The organism is Aurantimonas sp. Leaf443 (assembly GCF_001425575.1).
Lineage (GTDB): Bacteria > Pseudomonadota > Alphaproteobacteria > Rhizobiales > Rhizobiaceae > Leaf443.
Genome location: NZ_LMRD01000003.1, coordinates 14759 through 40784 on the forward strand (window position 1 = coordinate 14759; position 26026 = coordinate 40784).

General features: G+C 71.0%; 26 protein-coding genes and 1 pseudogene. 16 read left to right on the forward strand and 11 right to left on the reverse strand.

Features of this window, described 5'->3' with window-relative positions; translation table 11 throughout:
* The first annotated feature begins 65 nt into the window (after positions 1-65).
* From ugpA to ASG48_RS04315, 3 genes are read left to right on the forward strand one after another with little or no spacing between them, the layout of a single operon-like run.
* Positions 66-953, forward strand: a complete 888-nt coding sequence (gene ugpA, locus ASG48_RS04305; RefSeq protein ID WP_055845866.1) for a sn-glycerol-3-phosphate ABC transporter permease UgpA — start codon at positions 66-68, stop codon at positions 951-953.
* Positions 953-1801 carry a sn-glycerol-3-phosphate ABC transporter permease UgpE gene (ugpE, locus tag ASG48_RS04310; protein ID WP_055845868.1) on the forward strand — a complete coding sequence of 283 codons (849 nt, stop codon included), beginning with the start codon at positions 953-955 and terminating at the stop codon, positions 1799-1801. Before ugpA ends, ugpE begins: the two co-directional genes overlap by 1 nt.
* Positions 1802-1804: 3 nt before the next feature.
* Positions 1805-2872 carry a sn-glycerol-3-phosphate import ATP-binding protein UgpC gene (locus ASG48_RS04315; protein WP_055845871.1) on the forward strand — a complete coding sequence of 356 codons (1068 nt, stop codon included), beginning with the start codon at positions 1805-1807 and terminating at the stop codon, positions 2870-2872.
* 12 nt (positions 2873-2884) lie between these two features.
* On the opposite strand, the gene ASG48_RS04320 is transcribed toward ASG48_RS04315, so the two are convergent.
* The 3 genes from ASG48_RS04320 to ASG48_RS04330 form a co-directional block, all read right to left on the reverse strand.
* Entirely contained in the window at positions 2885-3232 is a 348-nt protein-coding gene (locus tag ASG48_RS04320; protein WP_055845873.1) for a helix-turn-helix domain-containing protein, read from the reverse strand.
* A gap of 64 nt (positions 3233-3296) precedes the next feature.
* Positions 3297-3647 (reverse strand): hypothetical protein, encoded by a 351-nt coding sequence (locus ASG48_RS04325; RefSeq protein ID WP_055845876.1) that lies wholly within the window; start codon positions 3645-3647, stop codon positions 3297-3299.
* A 128-nt stretch (positions 3648-3775) separates the two neighbouring features.
* Complete coding sequence (locus ASG48_RS04330) at positions 3776-4582, reverse strand: class I SAM-dependent methyltransferase (protein WP_055845879.1); 807 nt, start codon at positions 4580-4582, stop codon at positions 3776-3778.
* Positions 4583-4687: 105 nt separating this feature from the next.
* On the opposite strand from ASG48_RS04330, the gene ASG48_RS04335 reads away from it, so the two are divergent.
* The 3 genes from ASG48_RS04335 to ASG48_RS04345 are packed head-to-tail and all read left to right on the forward strand — an operon-like array spanning position 4688 to position 7652.
* Entirely contained in the window at positions 4688-5821 is a 1134-nt protein-coding gene (locus tag ASG48_RS04335) for an ABC transporter substrate-binding protein (RefSeq protein WP_055845882.1), read from the forward strand.
* Positions 5818-6906, forward strand: coding sequence for an iron ABC transporter permease (locus ASG48_RS04340; protein ID WP_055845883.1), 1089 nt, complete (start codon positions 5818-5820; stop codon positions 6904-6906). The genes ASG48_RS04335 and ASG48_RS04340 overlap by 4 nt, the downstream gene beginning before the upstream one ends.
* A complete protein-coding gene (locus ASG48_RS04345; protein ID WP_055845886.1) occupies positions 6900-7652 on the forward strand; it encodes an ABC transporter ATP-binding protein in 753 nt (250 codons plus the stop codon). Before ASG48_RS04340 ends, ASG48_RS04345 begins: the two co-directional genes overlap by 7 nt.
* A 157-nt stretch (positions 7653-7809) precedes the next feature.
* Here the strand turns inward: ASG48_RS04345 and ASG48_RS04350 are convergent, their stop codons facing one another.
* Both ASG48_RS04350 and ASG48_RS04355 read right to left on the reverse strand, forming a co-directional pair.
* Entirely contained in the window at positions 7810-8871 is a 1062-nt protein-coding gene (locus ASG48_RS04350) for an SDR family oxidoreductase (RefSeq protein ID WP_055845888.1), read from the reverse strand.
* A 309-nt stretch (positions 8872-9180) separates the two neighbouring features.
* On the reverse strand, positions 9181-9612 hold the full coding sequence (locus ASG48_RS04355) for a potassium channel family protein (RefSeq protein WP_055845961.1): 432 nt from the start codon (positions 9610-9612) through the stop codon (positions 9181-9183).
* A gap of 150 nt (positions 9613-9762) precedes the next feature.
* On the opposite strand from ASG48_RS04355, the gene ASG48_RS04360 reads away from it, so the two are divergent.
* The gene (locus ASG48_RS04360) at positions 9763-11673 is read left to right on the forward strand and encodes a heavy metal translocating P-type ATPase (RefSeq protein ID WP_082529242.1); all 1911 of its coding nucleotides are present in this window, start codon (positions 9763-9765) and stop codon (positions 11671-11673) included.
* Positions 11674-11678: 5 nt separating this feature from the next.
* Here the strand turns inward: ASG48_RS04360 and ASG48_RS04365 are convergent, their stop codons facing one another.
* The 3 genes from ASG48_RS04365 to ASG48_RS04375 form a co-directional block, all read right to left on the reverse strand.
* Positions 11679-12215, reverse strand: coding sequence for a cytochrome b/b6 domain-containing protein (locus tag ASG48_RS04365; RefSeq protein WP_055845891.1), 537 nt, complete (start codon positions 12213-12215; stop codon positions 11679-11681).
* A gap of 72 nt (positions 12216-12287) precedes the next feature.
* A complete protein-coding gene (locus ASG48_RS04370; protein WP_082529236.1) occupies positions 12288-13727 on the reverse strand; it encodes a HAMP domain-containing sensor histidine kinase in 1440 nt (479 codons plus the stop codon).
* Positions 13714-14394, reverse strand: a complete 681-nt coding sequence (locus ASG48_RS04375; protein WP_055845894.1) for a response regulator transcription factor — start codon at positions 14392-14394, stop codon at positions 13714-13716. The genes ASG48_RS04370 and ASG48_RS04375 overlap by 14 nt, the downstream gene beginning before the upstream one ends.
* Before the next feature lie 171 nt (positions 14395-14565).
* On the opposite strand from ASG48_RS04375, the gene ASG48_RS04380 reads away from it, so the two are divergent.
* Positions 14566-16212 (forward strand): phosphoethanolamine--lipid A transferase, encoded by a 1647-nt coding sequence (locus ASG48_RS04380; protein ID WP_055845897.1) that lies wholly within the window; start codon positions 14566-14568, stop codon positions 16210-16212.
* Positions 16209-16595, forward strand: a complete 387-nt coding sequence (locus ASG48_RS04385) for a diacylglycerol kinase (RefSeq protein ID WP_082529237.1) — start codon at positions 16209-16211, stop codon at positions 16593-16595. Before ASG48_RS04380 ends, ASG48_RS04385 begins: the two co-directional genes overlap by 4 nt.
* Positions 16596-16597: 2 nt before the next feature.
* Here the strand turns inward: ASG48_RS04385 and ASG48_RS04390 are convergent, their stop codons facing one another.
* From ASG48_RS04390 to ASG48_RS04400, 3 genes are all read right to left on the reverse strand, one after another.
* Positions 16598-16903, reverse strand: coding sequence for an XRE family transcriptional regulator (locus ASG48_RS04390; protein WP_055845899.1), 306 nt, complete (start codon positions 16901-16903; stop codon positions 16598-16600).
* A gap of 17 nt (positions 16904-16920) precedes the next feature.
* Entirely contained in the window at positions 16921-17250 is a 330-nt protein-coding gene (locus ASG48_RS04395) for a type II toxin-antitoxin system RelE/ParE family toxin (protein ID WP_055845902.1), read from the reverse strand.
* A gap of 131 nt (positions 17251-17381) precedes the next feature.
* On the reverse strand, positions 17382-18731 hold the full coding sequence (locus tag ASG48_RS04400; protein ID WP_055845905.1) for an MFS transporter: 1350 nt from the start codon (positions 18729-18731) through the stop codon (positions 17382-17384).
* Positions 18732-18928: 197 nt separating this feature from the next.
* On the opposite strand from ASG48_RS04400, the gene cyoA reads away from it, so the two are divergent.
* The 7 genes and pseudogenes from cyoA to ASG48_RS04435 all read left to right on the forward strand — a co-directional run bounded on the left by cyoA (position 18929) and on the right by ASG48_RS04435 (position 26000).
* Complete coding sequence (gene cyoA / locus ASG48_RS04405; RefSeq protein WP_055845907.1) at positions 18929-20158, forward strand: ubiquinol oxidase subunit II; 1230 nt, start codon at positions 18929-18931, stop codon at positions 20156-20158.
* Between the two features lie 35 nt (positions 20159-20193).
* The gene (cyoB, locus tag ASG48_RS04410; RefSeq protein WP_055845910.1) at positions 20194-22200 is read left to right on the forward strand and encodes a cytochrome o ubiquinol oxidase subunit I; all 2007 of its coding nucleotides are present in this window, start codon (positions 20194-20196) and stop codon (positions 22198-22200) included.
* Between the two features lie 4 nt (positions 22201-22204).
* Entirely contained in the window at positions 22205-22840 is a 636-nt protein-coding gene (gene cyoC / locus ASG48_RS04415; RefSeq protein ID WP_082529238.1) for a cytochrome o ubiquinol oxidase subunit III, read from the forward strand.
* A pseudogene (cyoD, locus tag ASG48_RS04420) lies at positions 22837-23211 on the forward strand (cytochrome o ubiquinol oxidase subunit IV); the annotation flags it as partial. The gene cyoC and the pseudogene cyoD, both read left to right, overlap by 4 nt.
* A 128-nt stretch (positions 23212-23339) precedes the next feature.
* Entirely contained in the window at positions 23340-24125 is a 786-nt protein-coding gene (locus tag ASG48_RS04425; RefSeq protein WP_055845913.1) for an SURF1 family protein, read from the forward strand.
* Positions 24122-25477 carry an ATP-binding protein gene (locus tag ASG48_RS04430; protein WP_055845915.1) on the forward strand — a complete coding sequence of 452 codons (1356 nt, stop codon included), beginning with the start codon at positions 24122-24124 and terminating at the stop codon, positions 25475-25477. The genes ASG48_RS04425 and ASG48_RS04430 overlap by 4 nt, the downstream gene beginning before the upstream one ends.
* Positions 25467-26000: a response regulator transcription factor gene (locus tag ASG48_RS04435; RefSeq protein ID WP_055845918.1), complete on the forward strand. Its 534-nt coding sequence runs from the start codon at positions 25467-25469 to the stop codon at positions 25998-26000. Before ASG48_RS04430 ends, ASG48_RS04435 begins: the two co-directional genes overlap by 11 nt.
* The last annotated feature ends 26 nt before the right edge of the window (positions 26001-26026 follow it).

Consider the following 26026-nt stretch of genomic DNA (forward strand, 5'->3'; position numbering starts at 1 on the left):
GTCCTCCCTGCCCCGGCCCGGTCTGCCGCGCCGTCCCCCCGACCTTCCAGGGACACGATCCCCGCATGGCCGCGCCGCGCGTCGCCTTTCCCAACAGGGTCCTGCCCTATCTGCTGCTGACGCCGCAGATCGCCATCACGCTCGTCTTCTTCTACTGGCCGAGCGGGCAGGCTTTGTACCAGTCGGTGCTGCGCGAGGACGCGTTCGGGCTGTCCACCGAGTTCGTCGGCCTCGCCAATTTCCGGGCGATCCTCTCGGACCCGGGCTACCTTCATTCGCTGCGCGTCACCCTCGTCTTCAGCCTGGCGACGGCCGCGCTCGCCATGGGCCTGTCGCTCTTCCTGGCCTCGGCGGCCGAAAGCGTCACGCGCGGCAAGGGCCTCTACCGCACGCTGCTGATCTGGCCCTATGCGGTGGCCCCTGCCGTGGCAGGCCTCCTGTGGCTCTTCATGTTCTCGCCGACCATGGGCACCTTCGCCTACATGCTGCGCGCGACCGGCTACAACTGGGACCCGCTCCTGAACGGCGACCAGGCCATGGTTCTGGTCGTGGTGGCGGCGGCCTGGAAGCAGATCAGCTACAACTTCCTCTTCTTCGTGGCCGCGCTCCAGTCCGTGCCCCGCTCGCTGATCGAGGCGGCGGCGATCGACGGGGCGCGCGGCCCCAAGCGCTTCTGGACGATCGTCTTCCCGCTGATCGCGCCGACGAGCTTCTTCCTCCTCGTCGTCAACTGCGTCTACGCCTTCTTCGACACGTTCGGCATCATCCACGCGGTGACCGGCGGCGGCCCGGCCAAGGCCACGGAGACGCTGGTCTACAAGGTGTTCAACGACGGCTTCGTCAATCTCGACCTCGGCGCCTCGGCGGCGCAGTCGGTGATCCTGATGGGGATCGTCATCCTCCTCACCGCGATCCAGTTCCGTTTCGTCGAGCGCCGGGTGCATTACAGCTGATGGTCGAGCATCGTCCCTTCGCCACCGCCTTCGCCCATCTCGTGCTGATCCTGGGCATCGCGATCGTCGCCTTCCCGATCTACTACACGTTCGTCGCCTCCACGCAGACGATCCAGACCATCCTCTCGCCGCCGCTCCCGCTGACGCCCGGCGACCGGTTCGCCGAGAACTACGGCTCGGCGCTCTTCGACGGCGCCTCGCAGATCGGCGGCGTCTCCATCGCGCGGCTCCTGTTCAACACCGGCGTGGTGGCGGTGGCGATCGCGGTCGGCAAGATCGCCATCTCCATCCTCTCGGCCTTCGCCATCGTCTATTTCCGCTTTCCCGGGCGGATGGTGGCCTTCTGGATCATCTTCCTCACGCTGATGCTGCCCGTCGAGGTGCGCATCCTGCCGACCTACAAGGTGATGGTCGATCTCGGCCTCATCGACACCTATACCGGGCTCACGCTGCCGCTGATGGCCTCGGCGACGGCCACCTTCCTGTTCCGCCAGTTCTTCATGACCATCCCGCCCGAACTCGTGGAGGCCGCGCGCATCGACGCGGCGGGGCCGATGCGCTTCCTGAAGGACATCCTCATCCCCCTGTCGAAGACCAACATCGCGGCCCTGTTCGTCATCCTCTTCATCTACGGATGGACGCAGTATCTCTGGCCGCTGCTCATCACCAACGACAATTCGATGAACACGATCGTCATCGCGCTGCGCAAGATGGTCTCCTTCGCCGACGCCGAGACGCCCTGGAACCTCGTGATGGTGACGGCGATCTTCGCCATCCTGCCGCCGGTCCTCGTCGTGGTCCTGATGCAGCGCTGGTTCGTCAAGGGCCTCGTGGAATCCGAGAAGTAAGACATGGCCACCATCACCCTGAACGACGTGCGCAAGCGCTATGGCGAGACGGAGGCCGTGCGCGGCGTCTCTCTGGACATCGCCGACGGCGAGCTCCTCGTCCTCGTCGGCCCCTCGGGCTGCGGAAAATCGACGCTCCTGCGCATGATCGCGGGGCTGGAGGCCATCACGTCGGGCACGGTGGCCATCGACGGGCGCGTGGTCAACGACCTGGAGCCGGCCGACCGCGACATCGCCATGGTCTTCCAGAACTACGCGCTCTACCCGCATATGAGCGTGCGCCAGAACCTCTCCTACGGGCTGAAGAACCGCGGCATGAAGGCGCCGGAGATCGAGCGCCGGGTGGCGGAGGCGGCGCGCTCGCTCGAGATCGGCGCCTTTCTCGACCGCAAGCCCGGCCAGCTCTCGGGCGGCCAGCGCCAGCGCGTGGCCATGGGCCGGGCCATCGTGCGCGAGCCCAAGGCCTTCCTCTTCGACGAGCCGCTCTCCAATCTCGACGCCAAACTGCGCGTGCAGATGCGCATCGAGATCCGCCGCCTGCAGCGCGCGCTGAAGACGACGAGCGTCTACGTCACCCACGACCAGATGGAGGCGATGACGCTCGCCGACCGGCTGGTCGTGCTCAATGCCGGCCTCGTGGAGCAGGTCGGGGCGCCGATCGACCTCTACGAGACGCCCGCCAGCCTCTTCGTGGCCGCCTTCATCGGCTCGCCCGGCATGAATCTCCTGCCCGGCGAGCGGCGGGACGGCGTCGCCCGCCTGTCCGGCGGGGCGCGCCTCGGCTCGGCCGCCGCCGTGCCGGAGGGCGCCTTCACCATCGGCCTGCGCCCGGAAGCCCTCGTGCCCGGCACGGGGGCGGACGGGCTGGTGGCCGAGGTCGTCGTGACGGCGATCGAGCTCGTGGGCGCGGAAAGCTACGTGCACGGGCTCGTGGAGGGCGGCAGCACCGACCTCATCTTCCGCCTCGCCGGCCGCACCGGCCTCTCGCTCGGCGAGCGCGTGAGCATCTGCGCCCCGGCGAGCGCGCTCCACGTCTTCGGCGCCGACGGACGGCGGGCGGACGGGCGGTAGGCGGGCCCCGTCCTACCCGACCGGCGCCGTCCCGCGCGCCGACGCCTCGTCCATGTCGATCGACGCCGCCACGGCCTCGGGATGGCGGTGGATCGTCCACAGGAGCGTCCGGGCCGCCGCGTTCGGCCGGGATTTTCCCTGTTCCCAGTTGCGCAGGCTCGCCTCTTCGAGGCCGAAGCGCAAGGCGAACTGCATCTGCGACAGGCCGAGCGCCTCGCGCACGAGCCGCGGCGAGATGGCCGCCGGCCCATGCCGGACGGCGTCGATGCCGAATGCTTCGAGCTCCGTCCTCAGCCGGTCGAAGCTTTCGACCCGGGGCAGCTCGACATAGGCTTCCCCCCGGTCGAAAAGGTCCGTCATCACCGCGTGGGCTACCTTCAGCGGCAGATGCCTTCGCACCAGGACGCGCGCGGCCGCCGGGGTTTCAAGCGTCGTCCCCGGGCGACGGGCGAGGCGCAGACGTTCTGCGGAGCCTTCGGGGACGGGGCTGTCGTCCAGGATTCGCACCCGTGGTCCGAACTGCGCCAACAACGAGGATCTCGTCGACATCCAGCTTCTCCATCACGGCCCTCGCAAGGCCGGCGAGCGCGGCCGCGCCCCATGTCCTCGCGGGATCGCCGCCGATATGCAGGCCGAACAGGGCGAGCGATCGTCCCGAAATCTCGACGCGCGTCATGACGTCCAGCGATCCGGCGGGGGTGCGGATCGTGAGGGTGAAGATCGGATCCTCGCTCAGCGACCCGTCCACCAAGATCTCGATCTCGTCGGCTCTCAAGACCTGTAGCCCATACGCAATCTGCCTATAGGATGGGACAATGCGCCCTGCTGTCAAGCGAGACTGCCGGCGTGGCTTTCGGGTGCGGCGCAGCCCGGGGGAACCGGGCGAAACCAGACGGAGCGAGCCTAGTCCGGCCGCCGCGCGCGGATGGCGTAGCGGTGCTGGAGCCGGCGGGCGAGGCCCTTGAAGAGGGGCATGGCGCGCGCCTGCGCGCGGTGGATGGGCGCGAGGCGGCGGTCGATGGCGATGTCGCGGAAGCCGGCGGTCCGGAGGAGCGCGGCGACGGCCGGGGCTCTGGCGCCGTCGCGGAAATGCACGCGCGAGAGGATGGCGCGGTGGCGGGCGGCGAGGTCGGGCGCGAGGGCGGGCGCCTGCGCGCCGGCAAGGCCGCGGCGGGCGGCGAAGGCCTCGAGGCGGGCGAGGAGCCGCTCGGGCGCGGAGACGGTCACGAAGTCGCCGTCGACCACGAGCAGCGTGCCGCCGGGCTTGAGGACGCGCCGCCATTCGGCGAAGGCGGCGGCCGGGTCCACCAGCGTCCAGACGAGATGGCGCGTCACGACCACGTCGAAGCTGCCCTGGTCCTCCATCGTGCGCTCGGCGTCGGCGAGGCGGAAGGCGATGTTGCGCCCGCGCGCGCGCGCCTTGGCGCGGGCGCGCTCCAGCATGGCGGGCGAGACGTCGAGCCCGGTGACGGCGAAGCCGAGATCGTCCAGAAGGTGGGAGACGACGCCCGTGCCGCTCGCCAGATCGAGCGCCCGGCGCCCCTCTCCGGGGCCCAGATGCCGGCGCAGCAGCGCGTGCCAGGCCGCGCGCTCCTGCTCGGAGAAGATCTCGTGGCCGACCGAGTCGTCGAAACTCGCCGCGCGCTCCGACCAGAAGGCCTCGATCTCCTCGCGCAGGCCGTAATTGCTGCCCTCTCGCGCCTCGTCCATCCCGCGTCCCCGATTCCAGCTTCGAGCGCTTCTAAAAGATAGAAGTTGACTGTCAAGCTCACCTATCCGTAGAAGGCCGGCACCTTCCACATCAGGGGTTCGACCATGACGGTCCTTCGCCGGGCGGCCGCGGCCGCGCTTGCACTGCTTGTCCTCTCGACGGGCGCCGCCCTCGCCGAAAAGACCGAGATCACCGACGTCGCCGGGCGAAAGGTCGAGGTCGAGACGCCGGTGCGGCGCGTGATCCTGGGCGAGGGGCGGCAGATCTACTTCGTGGCCGCCCTCGACCGCGAGGCGCCCTTCTCGCGCATCGTGGGCTGGCGCGACGACCTGCCCAAGGCCGATCCCGAGAGCTACGAGGCCTATCGCGCGCTCTACCCCGCCATCGCCGACCTGCCGACCTTCGGCGGCATGAAGGACGGCTCCTTCGACGTCGAGCAGGCCGTGTCGCTGAAGCCCGACGTCATCGTCATGAACATCGACGCCAAGACCGCCACCGAGGAGGCGGGCTATATCGAGACGCTGCAGAAGGTCGGCATCCCGCTCGTCTATGTCGACTTCCGCGAGAAGCCGATGCTCAACACCGAGCCCTCGATGCGCATCATCGGCACGCTCTTCGGCAAGGAGCGGAAGGCCGAGGAGTTCATCGCCTTCCGGCAGAAGAGCATCGCCGCCGTCACCGACGTGCTGGCGGCGAAGAACCCGCCCCGCCCGCTCGTCTTCATGGAGCGCGCCGGCGGCTATTCCGACGATTGCTGCATGTCCTTCGGCGACGAGAATTTCGGCCGGATGGTGGAGATCGCCGGCGGCACGAACATGGCCAAGGCCATGATCCCCGGCACGTTCGGCAGCGTGAATCCCGAGCAGATCATCGCCTCCGATCCCGATCAGGTGATCGTCACCGGCGGCAACTGGGAGGGCTACGTGCCGGGCGGCGACTGGGTCGGCGTCGGCTACGGGGCGAACGAGGCCGAGGCGCGCCGCAAGCTGGAGGCCCTCACCAAGCGTCCCGCCTTCACCGGCATCAAGGCGGTGAAGACCGGCGAGGTTCACGCGATCTGGCACCAGTTCTACAACAACCCCTACCAGTTCGTGGCGATCCAGGAGATCGCCAAGTGGCTGCATCCGGACCTCTTCGCCGATCTCGATCCCGAGGCGACCTTCCGCGAGCTGCACGAGCGCTTCCTGCCGCTGCCCTACAAGCCCGGCTACTTCGTCTCGCTGACGGACGCCCGATGAGCGCGCTGGCCGCCGGCCCGGCGGCCCCGAAGGCAGGTCAGGCCCCGGCGGCCGGGCGCGAGCGCTACCGCGCGCTGACGCTGCGGCGCCTCGTGCTTCTGGCCGCCCTTCTCGTCGCGCTCTTCGCCAGCGTCTGCGTGGACATGGCGCTGGGTCCCGCGAACTATACGGTGGCCGAGATCCTGCGCACGCTGTTCGACGGCGCGAGCGTCGGCGACCAGATGCGCGTCGTCGTCTGGGACATCCGCATGCCCATCGCGCTGATGGCCGTGACGGTCGGCGCCTCGCTGTCGCTGGCGGGCGCGCAGATGCAGACGATCCTCGCCAATCCCCTGGCCAGTCCCTTCACGCTCGGCATCTCCGCCGCCGCCTCCTTCGGCGCGGCGCTGGCGCTCGTCGGCGGCACGGCGCTGTTCCCGGTGGCGCTGCAATACATGGTGCCGATCAACGCCTTCCTGATGGCGATGGTGGCGGCCCTCTTCATCCATTTCGCCTCCACCATGCGCGGCGTCACGGTGGAGACGATCGTGCTCCTGGGCATCGCCCTCGTCTTCACCTTCAACGCGCTCCTCTCGCTGCTGGAATATCTCGCCTCCGAGCAGGCGCTGGCCGCCGTCGTGTTCTGGACCATGGGAAGCCTCACCAAGGCCACCTGGCCGAAAGTGGCGATCACGGCCGTCGTGCTCGTCCTCGCCGTGCCGCTCTTCGCGCGCCAGGCCTGGGCGCTGACGGCGCTGCGCCTCGGCGAGGACAAGGCGGCGAGCTTCGGCGTGAACGTCTCGCGCCTGCGCCTGCAGACCATGCTGACGGTGAGCCTCCTGGCCGCCATTCCCGTCTCCTTCGTCGGCACGATCGGCTTCGTCGGCCTCGTCGGCCCCCATATCGCGCGCATGCTCGTGGGCGAGGACCAGCGCTTCTTCCTGCCGGCCTCGCTCCTGTGCGGCGCGCTCCTCCTCTCGGTGACCTCGGTCGTCTCCAAGACGCTCCTGCCCGGCGCGATCCTGCCGATCGGCGTCATCACCGCGCTCGTCGGCGTGCCCTTCTTCTTCGTGCTCATCTTCACCAGCCGGAGGCGCGCATGGTAGCCCTCGCGCTGTCGGGCGTCGGCGCGTGCTACGGCCGCACGACCATCCTTCGGGACGTCTCGACCGGGCGCCTGCCCGGCGGCACGCTGACCGCCGTCATCGGCCCGAACGCGGCCGGCAAGTCCACCCTGTTCAAGCGCGTCGCGGGCCTGGCGAAGGGGCCGGGCACGGTGGAGCTGACGGGCGGGGCCGAGGGCGCGGTGCGCTACATGCCGCAGGACACGGGCGCCAACGCCGTCCTCAGCGTCTACGAGTCGGTGCTCCTGGCCGCCAAGCAGGGGTCGGGCTGGCGCGTGGCGGCGGGCGAACTGGCGGAGATCGACGCGATCCTCAGGGCGCTCCAGATCGAGGCGCTCGCCTTCCGCAGCCTCGGCGAGCTCTCCGGCGGCCAGCGCCAGCTCGTCTCCATCGCGCAGGCCCTGGTGCGCCGGCCGCGCGTCCTCCTGATGGACGAGCCGACCTCGGCGCTCGACCTCTACCGCCAGATCGAGGTCCTCGCCTTCATGCGGCGCCGGGCGGAGGAGGCGGACATGGCCGTCTTGATCGCGCTGCACGACCTCAACCACGCCCTGCGCTACTGCCAGCACACGATCGTCATCGCCGACGGGCGCATGGTCGCGGGGGGCCCGAGCGAGGCCGTCATCACCCCCGCCATGCTGCGCGCCGTCTACCGGGTGGAAGCCCGCGTCGAGACCTGCTCGCAGGGACGCCCGGTCCTCATCGTCGACGGCACCGCCGCCTCCTGAGGGGCGGCCGCGCAGACCCGCGCACCGCCTGCCCGCAATCCTCGCTCGACCTTCGGCCACCGTATTCGGAGAAGGGGGTGACGATGGTCCCCATGCGAAAGGGCGCAACGCCCCTTCGGCAAACGGCGTCCCTCGCATCCGGTTCGGCGCCCTCGCCTCACGGGATCAGCCGGTCGGCGCGCAGCGTCTCGAAGAGGTCGAAGAAGGCCTCGTCCGTCGCCTGGTAGCGCGTGAAGCCGAGGCCGCGGCTGCGGCTCATGTCGGTGACGACCTCGATCGGGCGCCCGAGATCGGCATCGGTGTGCCAGGGCGAGGCGAGGCGCGACAGGTCGGGCTCGGCAAGGCCCGCGCGCTCGGCGATCTGCCGCCAGACCGGCGCATCGTCCCGCATCTGATCCTCCAGCGGGCGCAGCGTGCCGTCGAAGGGCGCGGGCTCGAGGCCGAACCAGCCGGCGATCCGGCCCCACATCCAGCTCCAGCGGAAGACGTCGCCGTTCACCACGTTGAAGGCCGTGTCGGCGGCGGCCGGCGTCGTGGCGGCCCACAGGAGATGATGGGCGAGCTGGCGCGCGTCGGTCATGTCGGTCAGCCCGTTCCACTGCACGGCCGAGCCGGGGAAGCGGAAGGGCCGGCCGGTCTCGCGGCACAGGCTCGCATAGACGGCGAGCGTCGTGCCCATGTTCATGGCGTTGCCCACCGCCTTGCCGATCACCGTGTGCGGCCGGTGGACGCTCCAGGCGAAGCCGTCGCGCGCGGCGGCGGCGAAGAGCTCGTCCTCCTGCGCGTAGTAGAAGTTCTCGACGTCGAGCCGCCCTTGCGTCTCGCGGAAGGGCGTCTGCGGCAGGGTGCCCTTTCCATAGGCCTCGAAGGGACCGAGATAGTGCTTGAGCCCGGTCACCAGCGCCACGTGGCGCACCGAGCCGGCGGCGCGCAGCCCGTCCAGGAGATTGCGCACCATGGCCGCGTTGACGCGGATGTTCTCCGCCTCGCTCGCCTGACGCAGCCAGGTCGTGACGAAGACCGCCTCCGGCTTCAGCCCCAAGAGCGCGGCGGCGGTGGCGCCCGCGTCCTGAAGGTCCGCCGCCACGGGCACGACGCCCGCCTGCTCGCGCGGCCGCCGCGACAGGCCGTGCACCGTCCAGCCCTCCTTGTGGAGAAGGGCGGCGGTCGCGCCGCCCACGATCCCGCTTGCGCCCACCACGAGTGCGGTTCTGTCCATCGTCCTGCTCCTTGTCTTCGAGGGGCGGGAACTAGGTCCGGCCCGCCCGGCTGGAAGGCAAGGCAGCCTTGCAGAACCGGCAGGGCACCGTTCGGGGGATACGGCGGGCCATGGGCGGGCGGGCGCCGCCTCGGTTCCGATACGGCTTTCGCGCGGCGGCGGCGGCCATCGCCGCCTGCCTCGACGCCCGTGACTGACGCCCTTGCGGACCGACCGGGGTCGAGGCGCGCCCGGCCATCGCGACCTGACGGCGCGACGCTCGCCGCCTCACCGCCGCTCGCCCTCCGCCGCGCCGCCGAGCGAGCCGGCCTAGAAATGCTCGCCGATGCGGAACGGGCCGATCCGCGTGCCGGCGGAGACGAGATAGGCGGTGGACCAGCCGATGAGGAGGAACCCGTCGATCCCCTCGAGCGCGGCCAGAAGCCGCCACTGCGCATGCGGCACCACGTCGCCGAAGCCGACGGTCGCGAAGGTCGTGGTGGAGAAGTAGAGCGCCGCCTCGCCGCCCGGCACCACGCCGAGGAGGAGATAGGCCCCGGCCCAGAACCAGATCTCGACCGAGAGGATCGCGAAGATCCCGAGGACGACCGACATCATCGCCAGCACCGGCCCGACGCGCGCATGGGCCCGCCAGAGCGGCATCAGCCGCGCGGTGAGGTCGGTGACCGCCATCAGGCCGAGCGTGTGCAGGCAGACCGTCGCGGCGATGAGGACGGTCCCGATGGCGAGATCCTGAACCATGGCGCGCATCCTCAAGGTGAGCCCGGCCCGGACAGGCCCGGCCCATCCCTGCCACGCGCGCCCCGGCGCGGCCTTGACCGCGATCAATGCCGGCGCGTCGGCCGCATGCGCAGGATCGGGCCGATCCCGTCGATGGAAGGCCGCTCGCCCATGACAGTTCAGGACCGCGAGGCCGGCCCCTTGCGCGCGGCGCCCGCCGCCATCGCCCCGGCGACGCCCGCCGCCCCGCCCTCGCCGCTGGCCCGGCTCGGCGATCCGCGCGCGGTGCTCGCCGTCGCGCTGGCCGGGCTCGGCGCCGGGCTGCTCCTCTTCGCGCTCGGCCGGGACGAGCCCGCGCGCCTCGTCCTCACCGCCACCGTCGTGCCGCCCGCCGCGCTCGTCGCGCGCGACATCGTGCGGGCGCTGAAGGGCGGCCGGCTCGGGGTGGACGCCATCGCGCTCGCCGCGATGCTCGCCTCCGTCCTTCTCGGCGAGCCGCTCGCCGGCGCCGTCGTGGCGCTGATGTACAGCGGCGGCCAGGTGCTGGAGGATTTCGCCGAGCGCACGGCGCGGCGCGACCTGCGCCTTCTCGTCGACCGCGCGCCGACGAGCGCCCAGCGCATCACGGCAGGGGGCGTCTCGGTCGTGCCGGTGGGCGAGGTGCGCGTCGGCGACCGGCTGCTCGTGCCCGCGGGGGCGGTCATCCCCGTCGACGGCATCGTCCGCGCGCCCGCCCGGCTCGACGAGTCCACCGTCACCGGCGAGCCCCTGCCCGTCCTGCGGCCCGCCGGCGCGCCCGTGCGCAGCGGCTCGCTCAATGTCGGGGCGATGGTGGAGATGGAGGCGCGGGCGCGCGCCGACGACAGCACCTATGCCGGCATCGTCGCCATGGTGGGCGAGGCGCAGGCCGCCCGGGCGCCGTTCCTGCGCGCCGCCGACCGCTTCTCGCTCTGGCTCCTGCCGGGCACGCTGGCGGTGGCGGGCGGCGCCTGGCTCGCCTCGGGCGAGGCGCAGCGCGCGCTCGCCGTCCTCGTCGTGGCGACGCCCTGCCCGCTCATCCTCGCCGCCCCCGTCGCCTTCGTCTCCGGCATCGCGCGCGCGGCGCGGCGCAACATCCTGGTGCGCGGCGGCGCCACGCTGGAGCGGCTGGCCGAGGTGCGCACCGTCTTCTTCGACAAGACCGGCACGCTGACGCGCGGCGGGGCGAGCCTCACGGGCATCGAGGCGCGGGCGCCCCATAGCGGGGACGAGATCCTGACGCTCCTCGCCTCGCTGGAACAGGGCTCGACGCATGTCGTCGCCAAGGCGATCGTGGCGGTCGCCGCCGAGCGCGGCCTCGCGCTCTCCACGCCCTCAAAGGTGCGCGAGACGCCGGGCGAGGGCCTCGAGGGCCGCGTCGCCGGGCGGACCGTCCTCGCCGGCTCCGTGCCCTTCGTCTTCGCGGCCCTCGCCCGGCCCCGCCCGGCGCGCGAGACGCGGGCGGAGCGCGACATCACCGTGGCGGTGGCGGTGGACGGGGCCTTCGCCGGCCTCGTGCGGCTCGGCGACAGGCCGCGGCCGGAGGCGGGCGCGGTGACGGCCGCGCTGCGCGCCTTCGGGATCGGGCGCATCGCGCTCCTGACGGGCGACGAGGCCGCCGCCGCCGAGCCGCTGCGCGGGCCGCTCGGCCTCGACGAGATCGGCGCCGGCCTGACGCCGGCCGAGAAGCTCGCCGCCATCCATCGCGGCCGGGCGAGCGGGCCCGTCGCCATGGTCGGCGACGGCATCAACGACGCCCCGGCGCTCGCCGCCGCCGATGTCGGCATCGCCATGGGCGCGCGGGGCCTCAACGCCTCCTCGCAGACCGCCGACGTCGTGATCCTGGTGGAGGATCTCGGCCGCGTGCCCGAGGCCTTCGCCATCGCCCGGCGCACGCGGCGCATCGCCCTGCAGAGCATGGGCGCGGGCCTGGCGCTCTCCGCGCTCGCCATGGCGGCGGCGGCCTTCGGCCTCCTCGCCCCCGTGCCCGGCGCCCTCGTCCAGGAGGCGATCGACGTCGCCGTCGTCCTCAACGCCCTGCGCGCGCTCGGCGGCAGGAGCTGACGCCCTCAGCGCCGCAGACGCGCCATGCGCCGCAGGGCGTCGGTGCGGAACCAGAACTGCTGGGCGAGCGCGCCCGCGACATGCAGCGCGACGAGGACGAGGAGGGGCGTCCACAGGAGGGTGTGGAGGTCGGCGAAGGCCTCCTCTCCCGTGATCCAGGCAAGGAGGCCGAGCACGGGCATGGCCAGGAGCAGGGCGTAGAGGAGCGCGTGGGTCACGCGGGCGAGGCGCACCGCCAAGGCGGGGTCGCCCGCGTCGTGGGGCGGGCGGCCGACCAGGAGGCGGTCGGCGAGGCGCGCGGCCATGGCCGCGAGGATGGCGCTGCCGCAGACGATATGCGTCCAGCCGAGCGCGCGGTCGAGGCCGCTCAGCGGGCCGCCCTCGTAGGTCGCGTCGAACAGCGCCTCCATGGAGTCCGCGGCGACAGACTGGACGACGATCAGGACGACGACGAGCCAGTGCAGGAGGATGGAGAGCCGCGACCAGGCGAGCGGGCGGCCGTCGGCGGTGCGGACGGGGCGGGCGGTGGAGAGGGGCGTCATGGGGCGATCCTTCGGGCGTTGCGGCGGGTCGAACCTCTCTCGCATGCCCGTCTCTCCGCCCCATGGCGGCCGCTATACGCTTCGGTAATCCCCGCGCCCGGCGCCCGCGCGGGCCGGTCCGCCCGGCGCGGCGACGGGACTGTCCGCCGCCAGAACCGGCAGGTCGAGCGTCATGACGAGGCCGGGCCCGGCATCGGCGGCCGTCACCCTCGCCCCGTGCAGCTCGGCGATGGAGGCGACGAGGGCGAGGCCGAGCCCGTGGCCGGGCGTGCCGCGGCTGCGGTCCAGCCGGTAGAGGCGGCGGAAGACCCTGTCGCGCTCGGCCTCCGGGATGCCCGGCCCGTCGTCGCGCACCTCCAGGCGTGCGGCGCCCGTCTCGCCTCGGAGGACGAGCGCGATCCTGCCGGGCGGGGGCACATGGTTGATGGCGTTCTCCACGAGATTGGCGAGCGCCTGGGTCAGGAGATCGCGGTCGCCGAAGACGGCGAGACCCGGCTCGATCGAGGCCTCGAAACGGTGGCCGGCGTCGCGCGCCACCTCACCATAGGCATCCGCCACGCGTTCGGCGAGGGCGGAGAGGTCGAGCCGGGCGAAGCGGCTGCGGCGCGCGCCGGCGTCGATCTGCGCGATGCGAAGGAGCGCGTCGAAAGTCTGGATGATGGCGTCGGTCCCGGCCACCGCCTCCTCCGCCGCCCGCTCCAGCGCCGCGCGCCCTTGCGCGCGCGGCAGGCCCTCCAGGCGCTGGCGCAGATGCGACAGGGGCGTGCGCAGGTCGTGCGCGATGTCGGCGGAGACCTGCTGCAGGCTGGCCACCAGCGTCTCGATGCGCGCCAGCATCACGTTGATGTCTGCCGCCAGCCGGTCGAGCTCGTCGCCCCGGCCCGAGACCGGCAGGCGCAGGTCGAGCCGCCCGTCCACGATCGCGCGCGTCGTCGCCGCGATCGCGTCGACCCGGCGCGTCGGTCCGAGCCCGACCAGCGTGCCGCCGACAAGGGCGAGGAGCGCCGTGACCACGCCGCCGGAGAGAAGGGCGGAGAGGAGGATGTCGTCGATCTCGGCGAGGATGTCGGAGCGCCGCGCGGCCATGACGCGCAGCGTGCCGAGCGTGCGCCCTTCGGCATAGAGCCGGTCGCCGGTCTCGGGCTCGGGCGCCGCCCCCGCCGGCGGTGCGGGCAGGGCCGCGACGCTGTGGCCCGGCCGCCAGGCCTGCGGCGGCAGGTTGCCGGCGACCGCCGCCCCGTCCGGCCCGAGCGCCAGGAAGAAGCGGTCGGCGGCGGCGCTGCCCGTGCGCTCGCGCACCTCCTCGGCGAGGCCCGCCGCACCGCCCTCCTCGAAGGCATGGGTGAAGAGCGCCATGTCCTCGGCGATGGAGGCGCGCACGATGCCCTGCATCTGCGCGCTGGCCGCGACATAGGTCACCGCCATGATGACGAAGGCGGAAATGCCGAAGGAGAGGGCGTAGCCGACCGAGAGGCGGAAGGACGTGGTGCGGAAACGATCAGGAAGGCGCATCGATCACATAGCCCGAGCCGCGCACGGTGCGGATCATCTCGCCGTCGAAGGGCCGGTCGACCTTGGCCCGCAGCCGGCTGACATGGGTCTCCACCACGTTGGTGCGCGGGTCGAAATGGAACTCCCAGACCCGTTCGAGCAGCATGGTGCGCGTGAGCACCCGGCCGCGATTGCGCATCATGTATTCCAGCAGCCGGAATTCGCGCGGCTGCAGATCGACGGGCCGGCCCGCGCGCGTGACGGTGCGGGCGATGAGGTTCATCTCCAGTTCGCCGACGCGCAGCACCGTCTCCTCGCGGCGCTCGGGCGCCCCGCGGCGGGCGAGCGCGTTCAGCCGCGCCATCAGCTCGGAAAAGGCGAAGGGCTTCAGGAGATAGTCGTCGGCCCCCGCCTCCAGCCCCTCCACGCGGTCGTCGACGCCGCCGACGGCGGTGAGGAAGATCGCCGGCACGCGCGAGCCCGAAGCGCGCGCGGCCCTGAGAAGCGACAGCCCGTCGAGGCCGGGCAGCATGCGGTCGATCACCGCCACGTCGTAGGTGCGCCCGAGCGCCAGTTCCAGCCCGAGCGCGCCGCTGGAGACGTGGTCCACCTCGTGCCCCTCCTCGCGCAGGCCCGCCGCGACATAGGCCGCCGTCGACGCATCGTCCTCGATCAGCAGAACCTTCACGCCGCCGGTCTCCTCCCCCGTCCCCGCTCTATGCCAGCGCCGGGCCGCCGGCGCACCGGGCTCGCGCCGTTCTATACCGATCCGTATAGCGGCGGACAGCGGGCGCGCAGGTCCCTGCCCTAAAGGCCGAGGATGCCGGCGGCCCGCCGGCGACCGGACGAGAGGCAGAGGATGAAGCCTGCAAGACCCACGCTCGGCAGCGTGCCGCTCGTCGCGCTCGTCTGCGCCTATCTCCTCTTCGTCACCAACGGCGCCTTCTGGCGCAAGGGGCTCGCCTATTTCGACGGGCACGAGCTGCAGCTCGCCGGCCTCGGCCTCGGCCTCTACCTGCTCATGCTCGCCATCCTGACGACGCTGTCGGTGAAGTATCTCGTCAAGCCGGTCCTCGTCGCGCTGATCCTCCTCAGCGCGGCGGCCTCGCATTTCGTCGACAGCTACGGCCTTCTCATCGACCGCGAGATGATCGCCAACGTCATGCTCACCTCGCGCGCCGAGGCGGGGCAGCTGATGACGCCGGGCCTGGCGCTGCACATGGTCCTGTTCGGCCTCCTGCCGGCGCTCGCCGTCGCCGCCGTCCGGGTGCGCCATCGCGGCGCGCTGGCCAAGTTCCGGCAGAACAGCCTCGTCGTCTTCCCGAGCCTCGCCGTCGCGCTCGCCCTCGTCCTCGCGTTCTATCCCGGCTTCTCCTCCACCTTCCGCACCCATCGCGACCTCATCGACAGCCTGAATCCGAGCGCGCCGCTGGTCGCGGCCGGGCGCTACGCCGCGCAGCGCCTGCAGGAGCGGAACTTCGTCGTCGCCCCGCTCGGGCTCGACGCCGCGCCGCGCCGGGCGGCCGAGGGGCGCCGGCCGCTCCTCACCGTCCTCGTCGTCGGCGAGACCGCGCGCGGTGCCAATTTCGGCCTCAACGGCTATGGGCGCGACACGACGCCCGAGCTCGCCGCGCGCGGCGCGATCTCCTTCACGCAGGTTTCGAGCTGCGGCACGTCGACGGCCGTCTCGGTGCCCTGCATGTTCTCCAACCTCACGCGGGCGGGCTATTCCAGCAAGGCGGCGCGCTCCTCGCAGGGGCTCCTCGACGTCCTCTCCCATGCCGGGCAGGACGTGCGCTGGATCGACAACGATTCGGGCGCCTACCACGTGGCCGACCGCGTTCCCTACGTCTTCCTGCCGGACACGCCGGACCCGCGCCGGTGCGCGGACGGGGAGTGCCACGACGAGATCCTGATCGACCGGCTGAAGGCGGAGCTTGCCGGCGTCACGCGCGACACGGTGATCGTGCTGCACCAGATCGGCAGCCATGGGCCGGCCTACCATGCCCGCTATCCGAACGCCTTCGAGCGCTTCTCGCCCGCCTGCCGCACGGCCGAGTTCGCCGACTGCTCGCGCCAGGCGATCGTCGACGCCTACGACAACACGATCCTCTACACCGACCACGTGCTCGCCTCGGCGATCGACCTCCTGTCGGCCCGGCCCGATCTCGACACCGCCCTCCTCTACGTCTCCGACCACGGGGAGTCGCTCGGCGAGAACGGCCTCTATCTCCACGCCATGCCCTATTTCATGGCACCGCAGGAGCAGACGCGCGTGCCCATGATCGCCTGGCTCTCGAACGGCATGGCCGCCGCCACGGGCCTCGACGCGGCCTGCCTTGCCGGCCGTCGCGACGCGCCGCTCTCGCACGACAATCTCTTCCACACGATGCTGGGCCTCGGCGACGTCTCGACCGGCGTCTACGACAGGGGGCTCGACGCCTTCGCGCCCTGCCGCGCGGCGCCGGGGGCCGCTCCGGCCAAACTCGCCAAGGCCGGCCCATGACGCTCCCGGCCGTGCGTCCGGCACCCGGCAAGACGCGCGGGCTCGGCCATCTCCTGGCGGCCGCCGGCCATGCGGGCGCCGGCCTGCGCCGGCTTCTCGCCGAGCCCGCCTTCCGCCACGAGATCCTGTTCTCGGCTGCGCTGCTCGCCGCGCTCGCCCTTGCCGGCGCGTCGGGGCGCGCGCTGCTCCTGCAGGGCGTGCTCCTCCTCGCGCTGGCGGCGACGGAGGCGCTGAACACGGCGATCGAGCTGATCGTCGACCGCCTCTCGCCGGACTGGTCGCTCTTCGCGCGCGACGCCAAGGACCTCGGCTCGCTGGCGGTCCTGTGCCTCGTCCTCGCCAATCTCGCCTTCGCCGGCGCCGTGGTGGTGGGTCTCGTATGACCTCAGATCAGTTCGAGACGGACCTTGCGCCCCACGATGCCCGCGGCCCGCGAGAGCGTGCCGACATTCACGTCAGAGGAGGGATCGAGTACGCGATCGATCTGGCTGCGGCTCGTGTGCATGCGCCGCGCCAGCTCGGCCTTGGTGATGTTCTGCTCGCGCATCTGGACGACGAGCTGGGCGGCGATCACCTTCTTGACCGCGAGGACGGCGACGTCCTCGCGGGTTCCTTCCTCGTCGAGCCAGTCGTCGAGGGTCGTCAGGCCCGAGAGGCTGCGGCCTCCCTGGTGTTGCGTCGGGTCACTCATGGGATCGGATCGTCCTTCTAGAGGAATTCGCGCCGGCGTCGGTCGGCGAGGTCGAGGTCCTTGCGGGGCGTCTTCTGCACCTTCTTGACGAACCCGTGCACGACGACGAGCCGGTGGTCCTGCTGGAAAAAGATGAGCCTCACCTCCCGCCTCGAGGGAAGGGAACTGCGAACCTCCCACAAGGGCCCCTGCAGGTGGTCGCAGAGGGGCGGGCCGATGGGAAACCCGATCTGGACGGCGCTCAGATCGGCCCCGATCACGCGTCTGTCCTCGGCCTCGAACGATCTGATGAAATCGAGAACGACCGGGTTGCCGCTGGCCGTCTCGTAGAACACGACTTGGAACATGCGCGACGCGGACCCTCGAACCGTTCCTCGCCCGGCACCGTCTCGCGCCGAGACGAGACGTACCATAAAAGATACGCCGCCGTCATCCGACTTTCCCGGGACGACCGAGGGGCTCGAAGGCGCCCCGCCCCTTACGAGGCGCCGGTGTCCTTCAGGCCCTTGCGCTTGTTGTAGGCGAGGGCGGCGAGGGTGCAGGCGGCGCCGGAGAGGAGGTAGAAGGCGATGGCGCCGACGCCGAACAGGGCGGTGAGGCCGAGGGCCACGAAGGGCGCGAAGCCCGCGCCGATCAGCCAGGCGAGGTCGGAGGTCAGCGCCGAGCCGGTATAGCGGTTCTGGCTGGAGAAGTTCGAGGCCGTCGCGCCCGCGGCCTGGCCGTGGGAGAAGCCCAGAAGCGCGAAGCCGATATAGACGAAGGCGGTCTGCCCCTCCGAGCGGCCGCTGCCCAGGACGAAGGGAATGGCGATCGCGAAGACGGCGATGGCCACCGCGCCGATGCCGAGCAGGACGCGCCGGCCGATCCGGTCCGCGACGACGCCCGACAGGATCGTGCAGACGAGGAAGAGGGCCGCGCCCCCGATCTGCGTCACCAGGAACTCGCCGGGCAGGCGGTCGGTGTAGAGGTTGACATAGGAGAGCGGGAAGATCGTCACGAGATGGAAGAGCGCGAAGCCCGCCAGCGGCACGAAGGCGCCCAGCAGGATCGCCGAGCCCTGCTCGCGCAGGAGCTCCATCACCTTCACCGGCTTCAGGTCGCGGCTCTCGTAGAGCTGCACGAACTCCTCCGTGGCGATGAGACGCAGCCGCGCGAAGAGCGCCACGACGTTGATCGTGAAGGCGACGAAGAACGGGTAGCGCCAGCCCCAGCCGAGGAAGTCCTCGGGGGTGAGGTTGAGGACGAAGAAGGCGAAGAGCGCGCTCGCCACGATGAAGCCGATGGGCCCGCCCAGCTGGGGCAGCATGGCGTACCAGCCGCGCTTCTTCTCGGGCACGTTCAGCGCCAGCAGCGAGGCCAGCCCGTCCCAGGCGCCGCCGAGCGCCACGCCCTGGCCCATGCGGAAGAGGACGAGCGCGGCGATCGACCAGTGGCCGATCGTCTCGTAGCCCGGCAGGAAGGCGATGGCCGCCGTCGAGCCGCCGAGCAGGAACAGCGCGATCGTCAGCTTCACGCCGCGCCCGTGCCGCCGGTCCACCTCCATGAAGAGGATCGAGCCGATCGGGCGCACCACGAAGGCGAGGCCGAAGATGGCGAAGCAGACCAGCGTGCCCTGCAGCGGGTCGAGGAAGGGAAAGACCAGCGCGGGGAAGACGAGGATGGAGGCGATGCCGTAGACGAAGAAGTCGAAGGCCTCCGAGGCGCGGCCGATGACCACGCCGATGGCGATCTCGGCGGGCCGCACATGGCCGTCGGAGACCGCCTTGCGCGCGTCCTCCTCGATGCCTCGCGAGGAGGGCAGACCCTGCGTGTCGGTGTTGGCGACCATGCCCGAAGTCCTTCCAGCGGTGGCGACGGGCCCCTCTGAGCCGGGGCCGGACCCCGAAGAGCCCTGCGACGTCGCGTCATCCCCTTCCGAATAGGGCGGGAACGTGCTTTTCGTCAAAGGGGAGAGGGTTGGACAAAACGTCCAATCCCGCATTGCAGCAAGCCCCCGTACATGGCGGGAGAGCGATCGAAGATGAGATGGTGGTCTTGCGCCCGAAACTCCTGAGCGTCCTGGCGACGCTGACACCCCTGGCGACCCTGAGCGGCTGCAACCTCGTGGTGATGAACCCTTCGGGGGACGTCGCCGCCCAGCAGAGCGACCTCATCGTCGTCTCCACGCTCCTGATGCTCGTCATCATCGTGCCGGTCATCGCCACGACCCTGTTCTTCGCCTGGCGCTACCGCGCCTCGAACGCGAAGGCCAAGTACGACCCGACCTGGCACCACTCGACCGGCCTCGAGGTGCTGATCTGGACGGCGCCGCTGATGATCATCATCGCGCTCGGCGCCCTCACCTGGATCTCCACCCATCTCCTCGACCCCTACCGCCCGCTCGACCGCATCGGCGCCGGGCGTCCCGTGACGGCCGAGATGCGCCCGCTCACCGTCGAGGTCGTCGCGCTCGACTGGAAGTGGATGTTCTTCTACCCCGAATACGGCATCGCCACGGTGAACGAGCTGGCCGCCCCCGTCGACCGGCCGATCGCCTTCAAGCTCACCTCCGCCGCGCAGATGACCGCCTTCTACGTGCCCGCGCTCGCCGGCATGATCTACACCATGCCCGGCATGGAGACGAAGCTGCACGGCGTCATCAACGAGGCGGGCGTCTACGACGGCTTCGCCTCGCACTACAACGGCCCCGGCTTCTCGCGCATGCGCTTCAAGTTCCACGGGCTGGACGAGGCGGGCTTCGAGGCCTGGGTGCAGAGGGTGAAGGCCGAGGGAACGCCGCTCGACCGCGCCGCCTATCTTCAGGTCGAGAAGCCGAGCGAGGCCGAGCCGGTGCGCTACTATGCGAGCGTGGAGGCCGACCTCTACCAGGCGATCCTCGGCATGTGCGTCGAGCCCGGCAAGATGTGCATGCACGAGATGATGGCGATCGACGCGCAGGGCGGCGTGGCCGAGGGTCACGAGGCCAATCGCGAGCGCCTGGTGCACGACCGCACCGGCAGCCACGACGGCTTCGGCTACGGCTCGGGTCACGGCGCCGAGGAGGCGCCCGCCGCCACCGCCCCGGCCTCCGGCCGCGAGCCGCGCTCGGACGAGCAGCCGCAGGGCATGGCGCCCGACGCGGGCGGCCAGGCGGGCGCGCCCGCGACCGCCCCGGCGGGCGGCCATGGCGGCGGCCACGAGGGCCACGGGGGAACGGCGCCCGGCGCCCCGCCCGAACCGGGCTCGATCGCGCCCAACCAGTTGAACCAGCAATAGAGCCCCACGGCATCGTTCGAAGAACAGGTCACACCATGTTCGGCAACACCGATCTCCAAGAGCTCGTGTTCGGGCGCCTGACGCTCGAGGCGATCCCCTTCCACGACCCGATCCTCCTCGTCACCTTCGCGGTGGTGGCGATCGGCGGCGCGGCGCTTCTGGGCGCCCTCACCTATTACCGCCTCTGGGGCTATCTCTGGACGGAGTGGTTCACGAGCGTCGATCACAAGAAGATCGGCATCATGTACATCGTGCTGGCGCTCGTCATGCTCCTGCGCGGCTTCTCCGACGCCATCCTGATGCGCACGCAGCAGGCCATCGCCTTCGGGCAGGTGGAGGGCTACCTGCCGCCCCACCACTACGACCAGATCTTCACCGCCCACGGCGTGATCATGATCTTCTTCGTGGCCATGCCCTTCGTCACCGGCCTCATGAACTTCGTGGTGCCGCTGCAGATCGGGGCGCGCGACGTCGCCTTCCCCTTCCTCAACAACTTCTCCTTCTGGATGACGGCCGCGGGCGCGGTGACGGTGATGATCTCGCTCTTCGTGGGCGAGTTCGCGCGCACCGGCTGGCTGGCCTTCCCGCCGCTCTCGGGGCCGGCCTACTCGCCGGGCGTGGGCGTCGACTACTATATCTGGGCGCTGCAGATCGCCGGCATCGGCACGCTGCTCTCGGGCATCAATCTCGTCGTGACCATCGTGAAGATGCGCGCGCCGGGCATGTCGATAATGAAGATGCCCGTCTTCACCTGGACCTCGCTGTGCACGAACGTGCTCATCGTCGCCGCCTTCCCGGTGCTGACCGCCGTCCTCGCCCTCCTGTCGCTCGACCGCTACGTCGGAACGAACTTCTTCTCGAACGACCTCGGCGGCAACCCGATGATGTATGTCAACCTCATCTGGATCTGGGGCCATCCGGAGGTCTACATCCTCATCCTGCCGGCCTTCGGCGTGTTCTCCGAGGTCGTCTCGACCTTCTCGGGCAAGCGCCTCTTCGGCTACGCCTCGATGGTCTACGCCACCGTCGTCATCACCATCCTCTCCTATCTCGTCTGGCTGCACCACTTCTTCACGATGGGGTCGGGCGCCTCCGTGAACTCGTTCTTCGGCATCACGACGATGATCATCTCGATCCCGACGGGCGCCAAGATCTTCAACTGGCTGTTCACCATGTATCGCGGGCGCGTGCGCTTCGAGGTGCCGATGCTGTGGACCATGGGCTTCATGGTCACCTTCACCATCGGCGGCATGACGGGCGTGCTCCTGGCCGTGCCCCCGGCCGACTTCGTGCTGCACAACTCGCTCTTCCTTGTCGCCCATTTCCACAACGTCATCATCGGCGGCGTGCTGTTCGGCATGTTCGCGGGCACGGTCTACTGGTTCCCGAAGGCCTTCGGCTTCAAGCTCGACCCGTTCTGGGGCAAGGTCTCCTTCTGGTTCTGGCTGTCGGGCTTCTGGTTCGCCTTCGCCCCGCTCTACATCCTGGGCCTCATGGGCGTGACGCGCCGCCTGCAGCATTTCGAGGATCCCTCGCTGCAGATCTGGTTCGTGATCGCGGCCTTTGGCGCCTTCCTCGTCCTGTGCGGCATCGTCGCCTTCATCCTGTCGATCGTCTTCGCCTTCGTGCGGCGCGAGCAGCTGAAGGACGTGACGGGCGATCCGTGGGACGGGCGCACGCTGGAATGGGCGACGTCCTCGCCGCCCCCGGCCTACAACTTCGCCTTCACCCCGCTCGTCCACGACCACGACGCCTATTCCGACATGAAGGCGCGCGGCTACAAGCGCCCGCTCGATGGGTTCAAGGCGATCCACATGCCCAGGAACACCGGCGCCGGCATCGTCCTGGCCGGTCTCAGCATCGCCTTCGGCTTCGCCATGATCTGGTACATCTGGTGGCTGGCGGCGCTCTCCTTCGCCGCGATCCTGGTCACGGCGATCGTCCATTCCTTCAACTACGACCGCGACTTCCACATCCCCGTCGAGGAGGTGATGGTCGAGGAAGGCCGGCGCACGCGCGCCCTCAAGGCGGCGGGAGCCTGACACGATGGCCAGCGTTGCACATCTGACCGCCGCCCAGACCGACGAGGAACTGCGCTTCCACGCGACCGAGGAGGAGGCCCATCCCGAGGGGGGCACCCTCCTCGGCTTCTGGATCTACCTGATGAGCGACTGTCTCATCTTCGCGGTCCTCTTCGCCTGCTACGGCGTCTACGGGCGCTCCTTCGCCGCCGGGCCGACGCCCGCCGACCTCTTCGACCTGAAGCTCGTCGCCCTCAACACGGCGATGCTGCTCTTCTCCTCCATCACCTACGGCTTCGCCATGCTGGAGATGGTCAAGAACAACCGGCGCGGCACGCTGATCTGGCTCGCCGTGACGGGCCTCTTCGGCGCGGCCTTCATCGGGCTGGAGCTCTACGAGTTCCACCATCTCATCCAGGAGGGCGCCGGCCCCCAGCGCTCGGCCTTCCTCTCGGCCTTCTTCACGCTGGTCGGCACGCACGGCCTGCACGTCACGGTCGGCCTCCTCTGGCTCGTCGTCCTGATGGTGCAGGTCGCGCGCGGCGGCCTTCGCCCGGAGAACCAGCGCCGGCTCCTGTGCCTGTCGATGTTCTGGCACTTCCTCGACGTGATCTGGATCGGCGTCTTCTCCTACGTCTACCTTCTGGGGGTGCTGCAATGAGCGGTCCGGTCCACGGCCATCACGAGGCGCAGGGAGGCCACGGGACGCACGGGGCGCACGACGCCCATGGCGGCGCCGGCCACGGCACGTTCAGGGGCTATGTCACCGGCTTCGTCCTGGCGGCCCTCCTCACCGCTGTGCCCTTCGCCCTCGTCATGGGCGACATGCTCGGCAATGCGCGCCTCACCGCCTTCATCGTCATGGCCTTCGCCGTGGTGCAGATCGTCGTCCACATGGTCTACTTCCTGCACATGAACACGCAGTCGGAGGGCGGCTGGAACATGCTCGCCCTCATCTTCACGGTCGTGCTCGTGGTGATCACCATCGCCGGCTCGCTCTGGGTCATGTACCACCTCAACACCAACATGATGCTCATGGACGGCCATGCGCCGGGCGCGCTCTCGGCCCCCGCCGACCCGAGCGGTCCGGGAGGCCAGGGCGCCGCCCCCGCCGGCGGCCACGGCGCGGTACATGCCGGCCACGCCATGGGCCAGATGCCGTGAGCCCTCCGGGCGGCGCCCCGCCGCCCGGACCGCCGGCGCGACAGGTCCCGCGCCGGCGCGGGGGCGCCGCGCGGGCCGCGCTCGGCCTTGCCGCCCTCCTCGTCCTCGGCGTCCTCCTCGCGCTCGGCACCTGGCAGGTCCAGCGCCTCGCCTGGAAGGAGGACCTCATCGCCCGCGTCGACGCGCGCCTTGCCGCCGCGCCCGTCGAGGCGCCCGGCCCGCAGGCCTGGGGGGCGATCTCGGCGGCGGCCGACGAATACCGGCGCGTCGCCCTTGCCGGCACCTTCCTCCACGAGCGCGAGACGCTCGTCCAAGCGCTCACCGAGCGCGGCGCCGGCTTCTGGGTGCTGACGCCGCTGCGCCGCGCCGACGGCACGCTCGTCATCGTCAATCGCGGCTTCGTGCCGGAACAGGCCCGCGACCGGCACACGCGCGCGGGCGGCGAGATCGCCGGGCCAACGCGCGTCGAGGGTCTCCTGCGCCTCACCGAGCCCGGCGGCGGCTTCCTGCGCGCCAACGACCCGGCGGGCGGGCGCTGGTACTCCCGCGACATTTCCGCCATCGCCGCCGCGACCCTGCCGGGCGAGCGCGTCGCGCCCTATTTCGTCGATGCCGGACCCGCCCCCAATCCCGGCGGGCTGCCGGTGGGCGGGCTGACCGTGATCTCCTTCCGCAACCACCATCTCGTCTACGCGCTGACCTGGTACGGGCTCGCCCTGCTTCTGGTCGGAGGCCTCGCCTACGCCTTTCGCGAGGAGCGGCGCCAGGGGCGGGCGCGGTGAGCGCCGGGGCGGCCCTTCCCCGCGCGCCGCTTCTTGCGGGCGCCGGCGCGCTCCTGCCGGCCCCGGCCGACCGCGCGGGGCGCAAGAACCTCCTCCTCCTCATCCAGCTGCGCTGGATCGCCGTGGCGGGCCAGGTCGTCAGCATCCTCCTCGTCGCCTTCGGCCTCGGCGCCTCGCTGCCGCTCGCGCCCATGGCGGCGGTGGTGGGCGGGCTCGTGGCGCTCAACCTCTTCAGCGTGCTGCGCCTGTCGCGCCGGGTGCGCGTCGACGAGGGCGAGCTCTTCGTCTCGCTGGCGCTCGACGTCGCCGCGCTCACGGCCCAGCTCTATTTCTCCGGCGGCACCGAGAACCCGTTCGCCCCGCTCTACCTCCTGCAGGTCACGCTCGGGGCCGTCCTTCTCGGCCCCGCGACGCTGACGCTCCTCGTCGCGCTCGCCATCGCCTGCTTCGCCTGGCTCACCGGCTTCCACAGGCCGCTGCCGCTGCTCGAACCGGGAGGCGCCGGGACGATCGACGCGCGCGTGGTCGGCATGCTCCTGTGCTTCATGATGAACTCGGTGCTCCTCGTCACCTTCGTCACGCGCATCAACCGCAACGCGCGCGAGCGCGACGAGCGCCTCGCGATGCTGCGCCAGCGCGCCGCCGAGGAGGACCATATCGTGCGCATCGGGCTGCTCGCCTCGGGCGCCGCGCACGAGCTCGGCACGCCGCTCTCCACCCTCTCCATCATCCTCGGCGACTGGCAGCGCATGCCCCAGCTCGCCGGCGATCCCGAGCTTGCCGGCGAGCTCGCGCTGATGCGCGCGGAGGTCGCGCGCTGCAAGTCGATCGTCACGGGCGTCCTGATGGCGGCGGGCGAGACGCGCGGCGAGTCGGCGGCGGGCACCACCATGTTCGCCTTTCTCGACGGGCTGGCCGCCGAGTGGCGCGCCTCCCGGCCGCAGGCGGGCCTGACCTACGAGAACCGCGTGGACGAGAACCTGCCCGTCGTCTCCGAATCCACCCTGCGCCAGGGCGTCTTCAACCTCCTGGACAACGCTTTCGAGGTCTCGCCGCAGGCGATCTCCCTCGTCGCGCGGCGCGAGGGCGAGACGCTGGTCCTCACCGTCGAGGACGAGGGGCCGGGCTTCGCGCCGCATATCCTGTCGGAGGTCGGGCGGCCCTACCAGTCCACCAAGGACCGGCACGCGGCGGGGCTCGGCCTGTTCCTCGTCTTCAACGTCGTGCGCACGCTCGGCGGCACGGTGGAGGTCGCCAACCGGCCGCAAGGGGGCGCGCGCGTCGCCCTGCGCCTGCCGCTGGCGGCGCTCGAGATCGAACGGGAAGAGGAGGAGGAGAGCGATGCCGCCTGAGCGCAGCCTCGTCATCGTGGACGACGAGCCCGTCTTCGCCGCCTCGCTGAAACGCTCCTTCGAGCGGCGCGGCTATCGCGTGGAGATCGCCCCGAGCCCGGCCGACCTCGAGGCGCTGCTCGCCTCCCGGACGCCCGCCTATGCCGTCGTCGACCTCAAGCTCGCCAACGCCTCCGGCCTCGACTGCGTGCGGCGCCTCCACGCCCACGACCCCGCCATGCTCATCGTGGTGCTCACAGGCTTTGCCAGCATCGCGACGGCGGTGGAGGCGATCAAGCTCGGCGCCTGCCACTATCTCGCCAAGCCCTCCAACACCGACGACATCGAGGCCGCCTTCTCCAAGGCCGAAGGGGACGTGCGCGTGCCGATCTCGGCCCGCCCGACCTCGATCAAGACGCTGGAATGGGAGCATATCCACGAGGTGCTGGCGCAGACCGACTTCAACATCTCCGAGGCCGCGCGGCGTCTCGGCATGCACCGGCGCACGCTGGCGCGCAAGCTGGAGAAGCAGCAGGTGCGCTGACCCCGCGCCGGTTTCCCGCCGCGGCG

What these genes read in the sequence shown, in the direction of transcription:
- ASG48_RS04345 (WP_055845886.1), top strand. Translation starts at nt 6,900, where the DNA reads ATGGTAGCCCTCGCGCTGTCGGGCGTCGGCGCGTGCTACGGCCGCACG.
- ASG48_RS04340 (WP_055845883.1), top strand. Translation starts at nt 5,818, where the DNA reads ATGAGCGCGCTGGCCGCCGGCCCGGCGGCCCCGAAGGCAGGTCAGGCC.
- ASG48_RS04350 (WP_055845888.1), bottom strand. Translation starts at nt 8,871, where the DNA reads ATGGACAGAACCGCACTCGTGGTGGGCGCAAGCGGGATCGTGGGCGGC.
- ugpE (WP_055845868.1), top strand. Translation starts at nt 953, where the DNA reads ATGGTCGAGCATCGTCCCTTCGCCACCGCCTTCGCCCATCTCGTGCTG.
- ASG48_RS04320 (WP_055845873.1), bottom strand. Translation starts at nt 3,232, where the DNA reads ATGACGGACCTTTTCGACCGGGGGGAAGCCTATGTCGAGCTGCCCCGG.
- cyoB (WP_055845910.1), top strand. Translation starts at nt 20,194, where the DNA reads ATGTTCGGCAACACCGATCTCCAAGAGCTCGTGTTCGGGCGCCTGACG.
- ASG48_RS04435 (WP_055845918.1), top strand. Translation starts at nt 25,467, where the DNA reads ATGCCGCCTGAGCGCAGCCTCGTCATCGTGGACGACGAGCCCGTCTTC.
- ugpA (WP_055845866.1), top strand. Translation starts at nt 66, where the DNA reads ATGGCCGCGCCGCGCGTCGCCTTTCCCAACAGGGTCCTGCCCTATCTG.
- cyoC (WP_082529238.1), top strand. Translation starts at nt 22,205, where the DNA reads ATGGCCAGCGTTGCACATCTGACCGCCGCCCAGACCGACGAGGAACTG.
- ASG48_RS04365 (WP_055845891.1), bottom strand. Translation starts at nt 12,215, where the DNA reads ATGACGCCCCTCTCCACCGCCCGCCCCGTCCGCACCGCCGACGGCCGC.
- ASG48_RS04360 (WP_082529242.1), top strand. Translation starts at nt 9,763, where the DNA reads ATGACAGTTCAGGACCGCGAGGCCGGCCCCTTGCGCGCGGCGCCCGCC.
- ASG48_RS04395 (WP_055845902.1), bottom strand. Translation starts at nt 17,250, where the DNA reads ATGTTCCAAGTCGTGTTCTACGAGACGGCCAGCGGCAACCCGGTCGTT.
- cyoA (WP_055845907.1), top strand. Translation starts at nt 18,929, where the DNA reads ATGGTGGTCTTGCGCCCGAAACTCCTGAGCGTCCTGGCGACGCTGACA.
- ASG48_RS04400 (WP_055845905.1), bottom strand. Translation starts at nt 18,731, where the DNA reads ATGGTCGCCAACACCGACACGCAGGGTCTGCCCTCCTCGCGAGGCATC.
- ASG48_RS04315 (WP_055845871.1), top strand. Translation starts at nt 1,805, where the DNA reads ATGGCCACCATCACCCTGAACGACGTGCGCAAGCGCTATGGCGAGACG.
- ASG48_RS04385 (WP_082529237.1), top strand. Translation starts at nt 16,209, where the DNA reads ATGACGCTCCCGGCCGTGCGTCCGGCACCCGGCAAGACGCGCGGGCTC.
- ASG48_RS04370 (WP_082529236.1), bottom strand. Translation starts at nt 13,727, where the DNA reads ATGCGCCTTCCTGATCGTTTCCGCACCACGTCCTTCCGCCTCTCGGTC.
- ASG48_RS04380 (WP_055845897.1), top strand. Translation starts at nt 14,566, where the DNA reads ATGAAGCCTGCAAGACCCACGCTCGGCAGCGTGCCGCTCGTCGCGCTC.
- ASG48_RS04355 (WP_055845961.1), bottom strand. Translation starts at nt 9,612, where the DNA reads ATGGTTCAGGATCTCGCCATCGGGACCGTCCTCATCGCCGCGACGGTC.
- ASG48_RS04390 (WP_055845899.1), bottom strand. Translation starts at nt 16,903, where the DNA reads ATGAGTGACCCGACGCAACACCAGGGAGGCCGCAGCCTCTCGGGCCTG.
- ASG48_RS04330 (WP_055845879.1), bottom strand. Translation starts at nt 4,582, where the DNA reads ATGGACGAGGCGCGAGAGGGCAGCAATTACGGCCTGCGCGAGGAGATC.
- ASG48_RS04335 (WP_055845882.1), top strand. Translation starts at nt 4,688, where the DNA reads ATGACGGTCCTTCGCCGGGCGGCCGCGGCCGCGCTTGCACTGCTTGTC.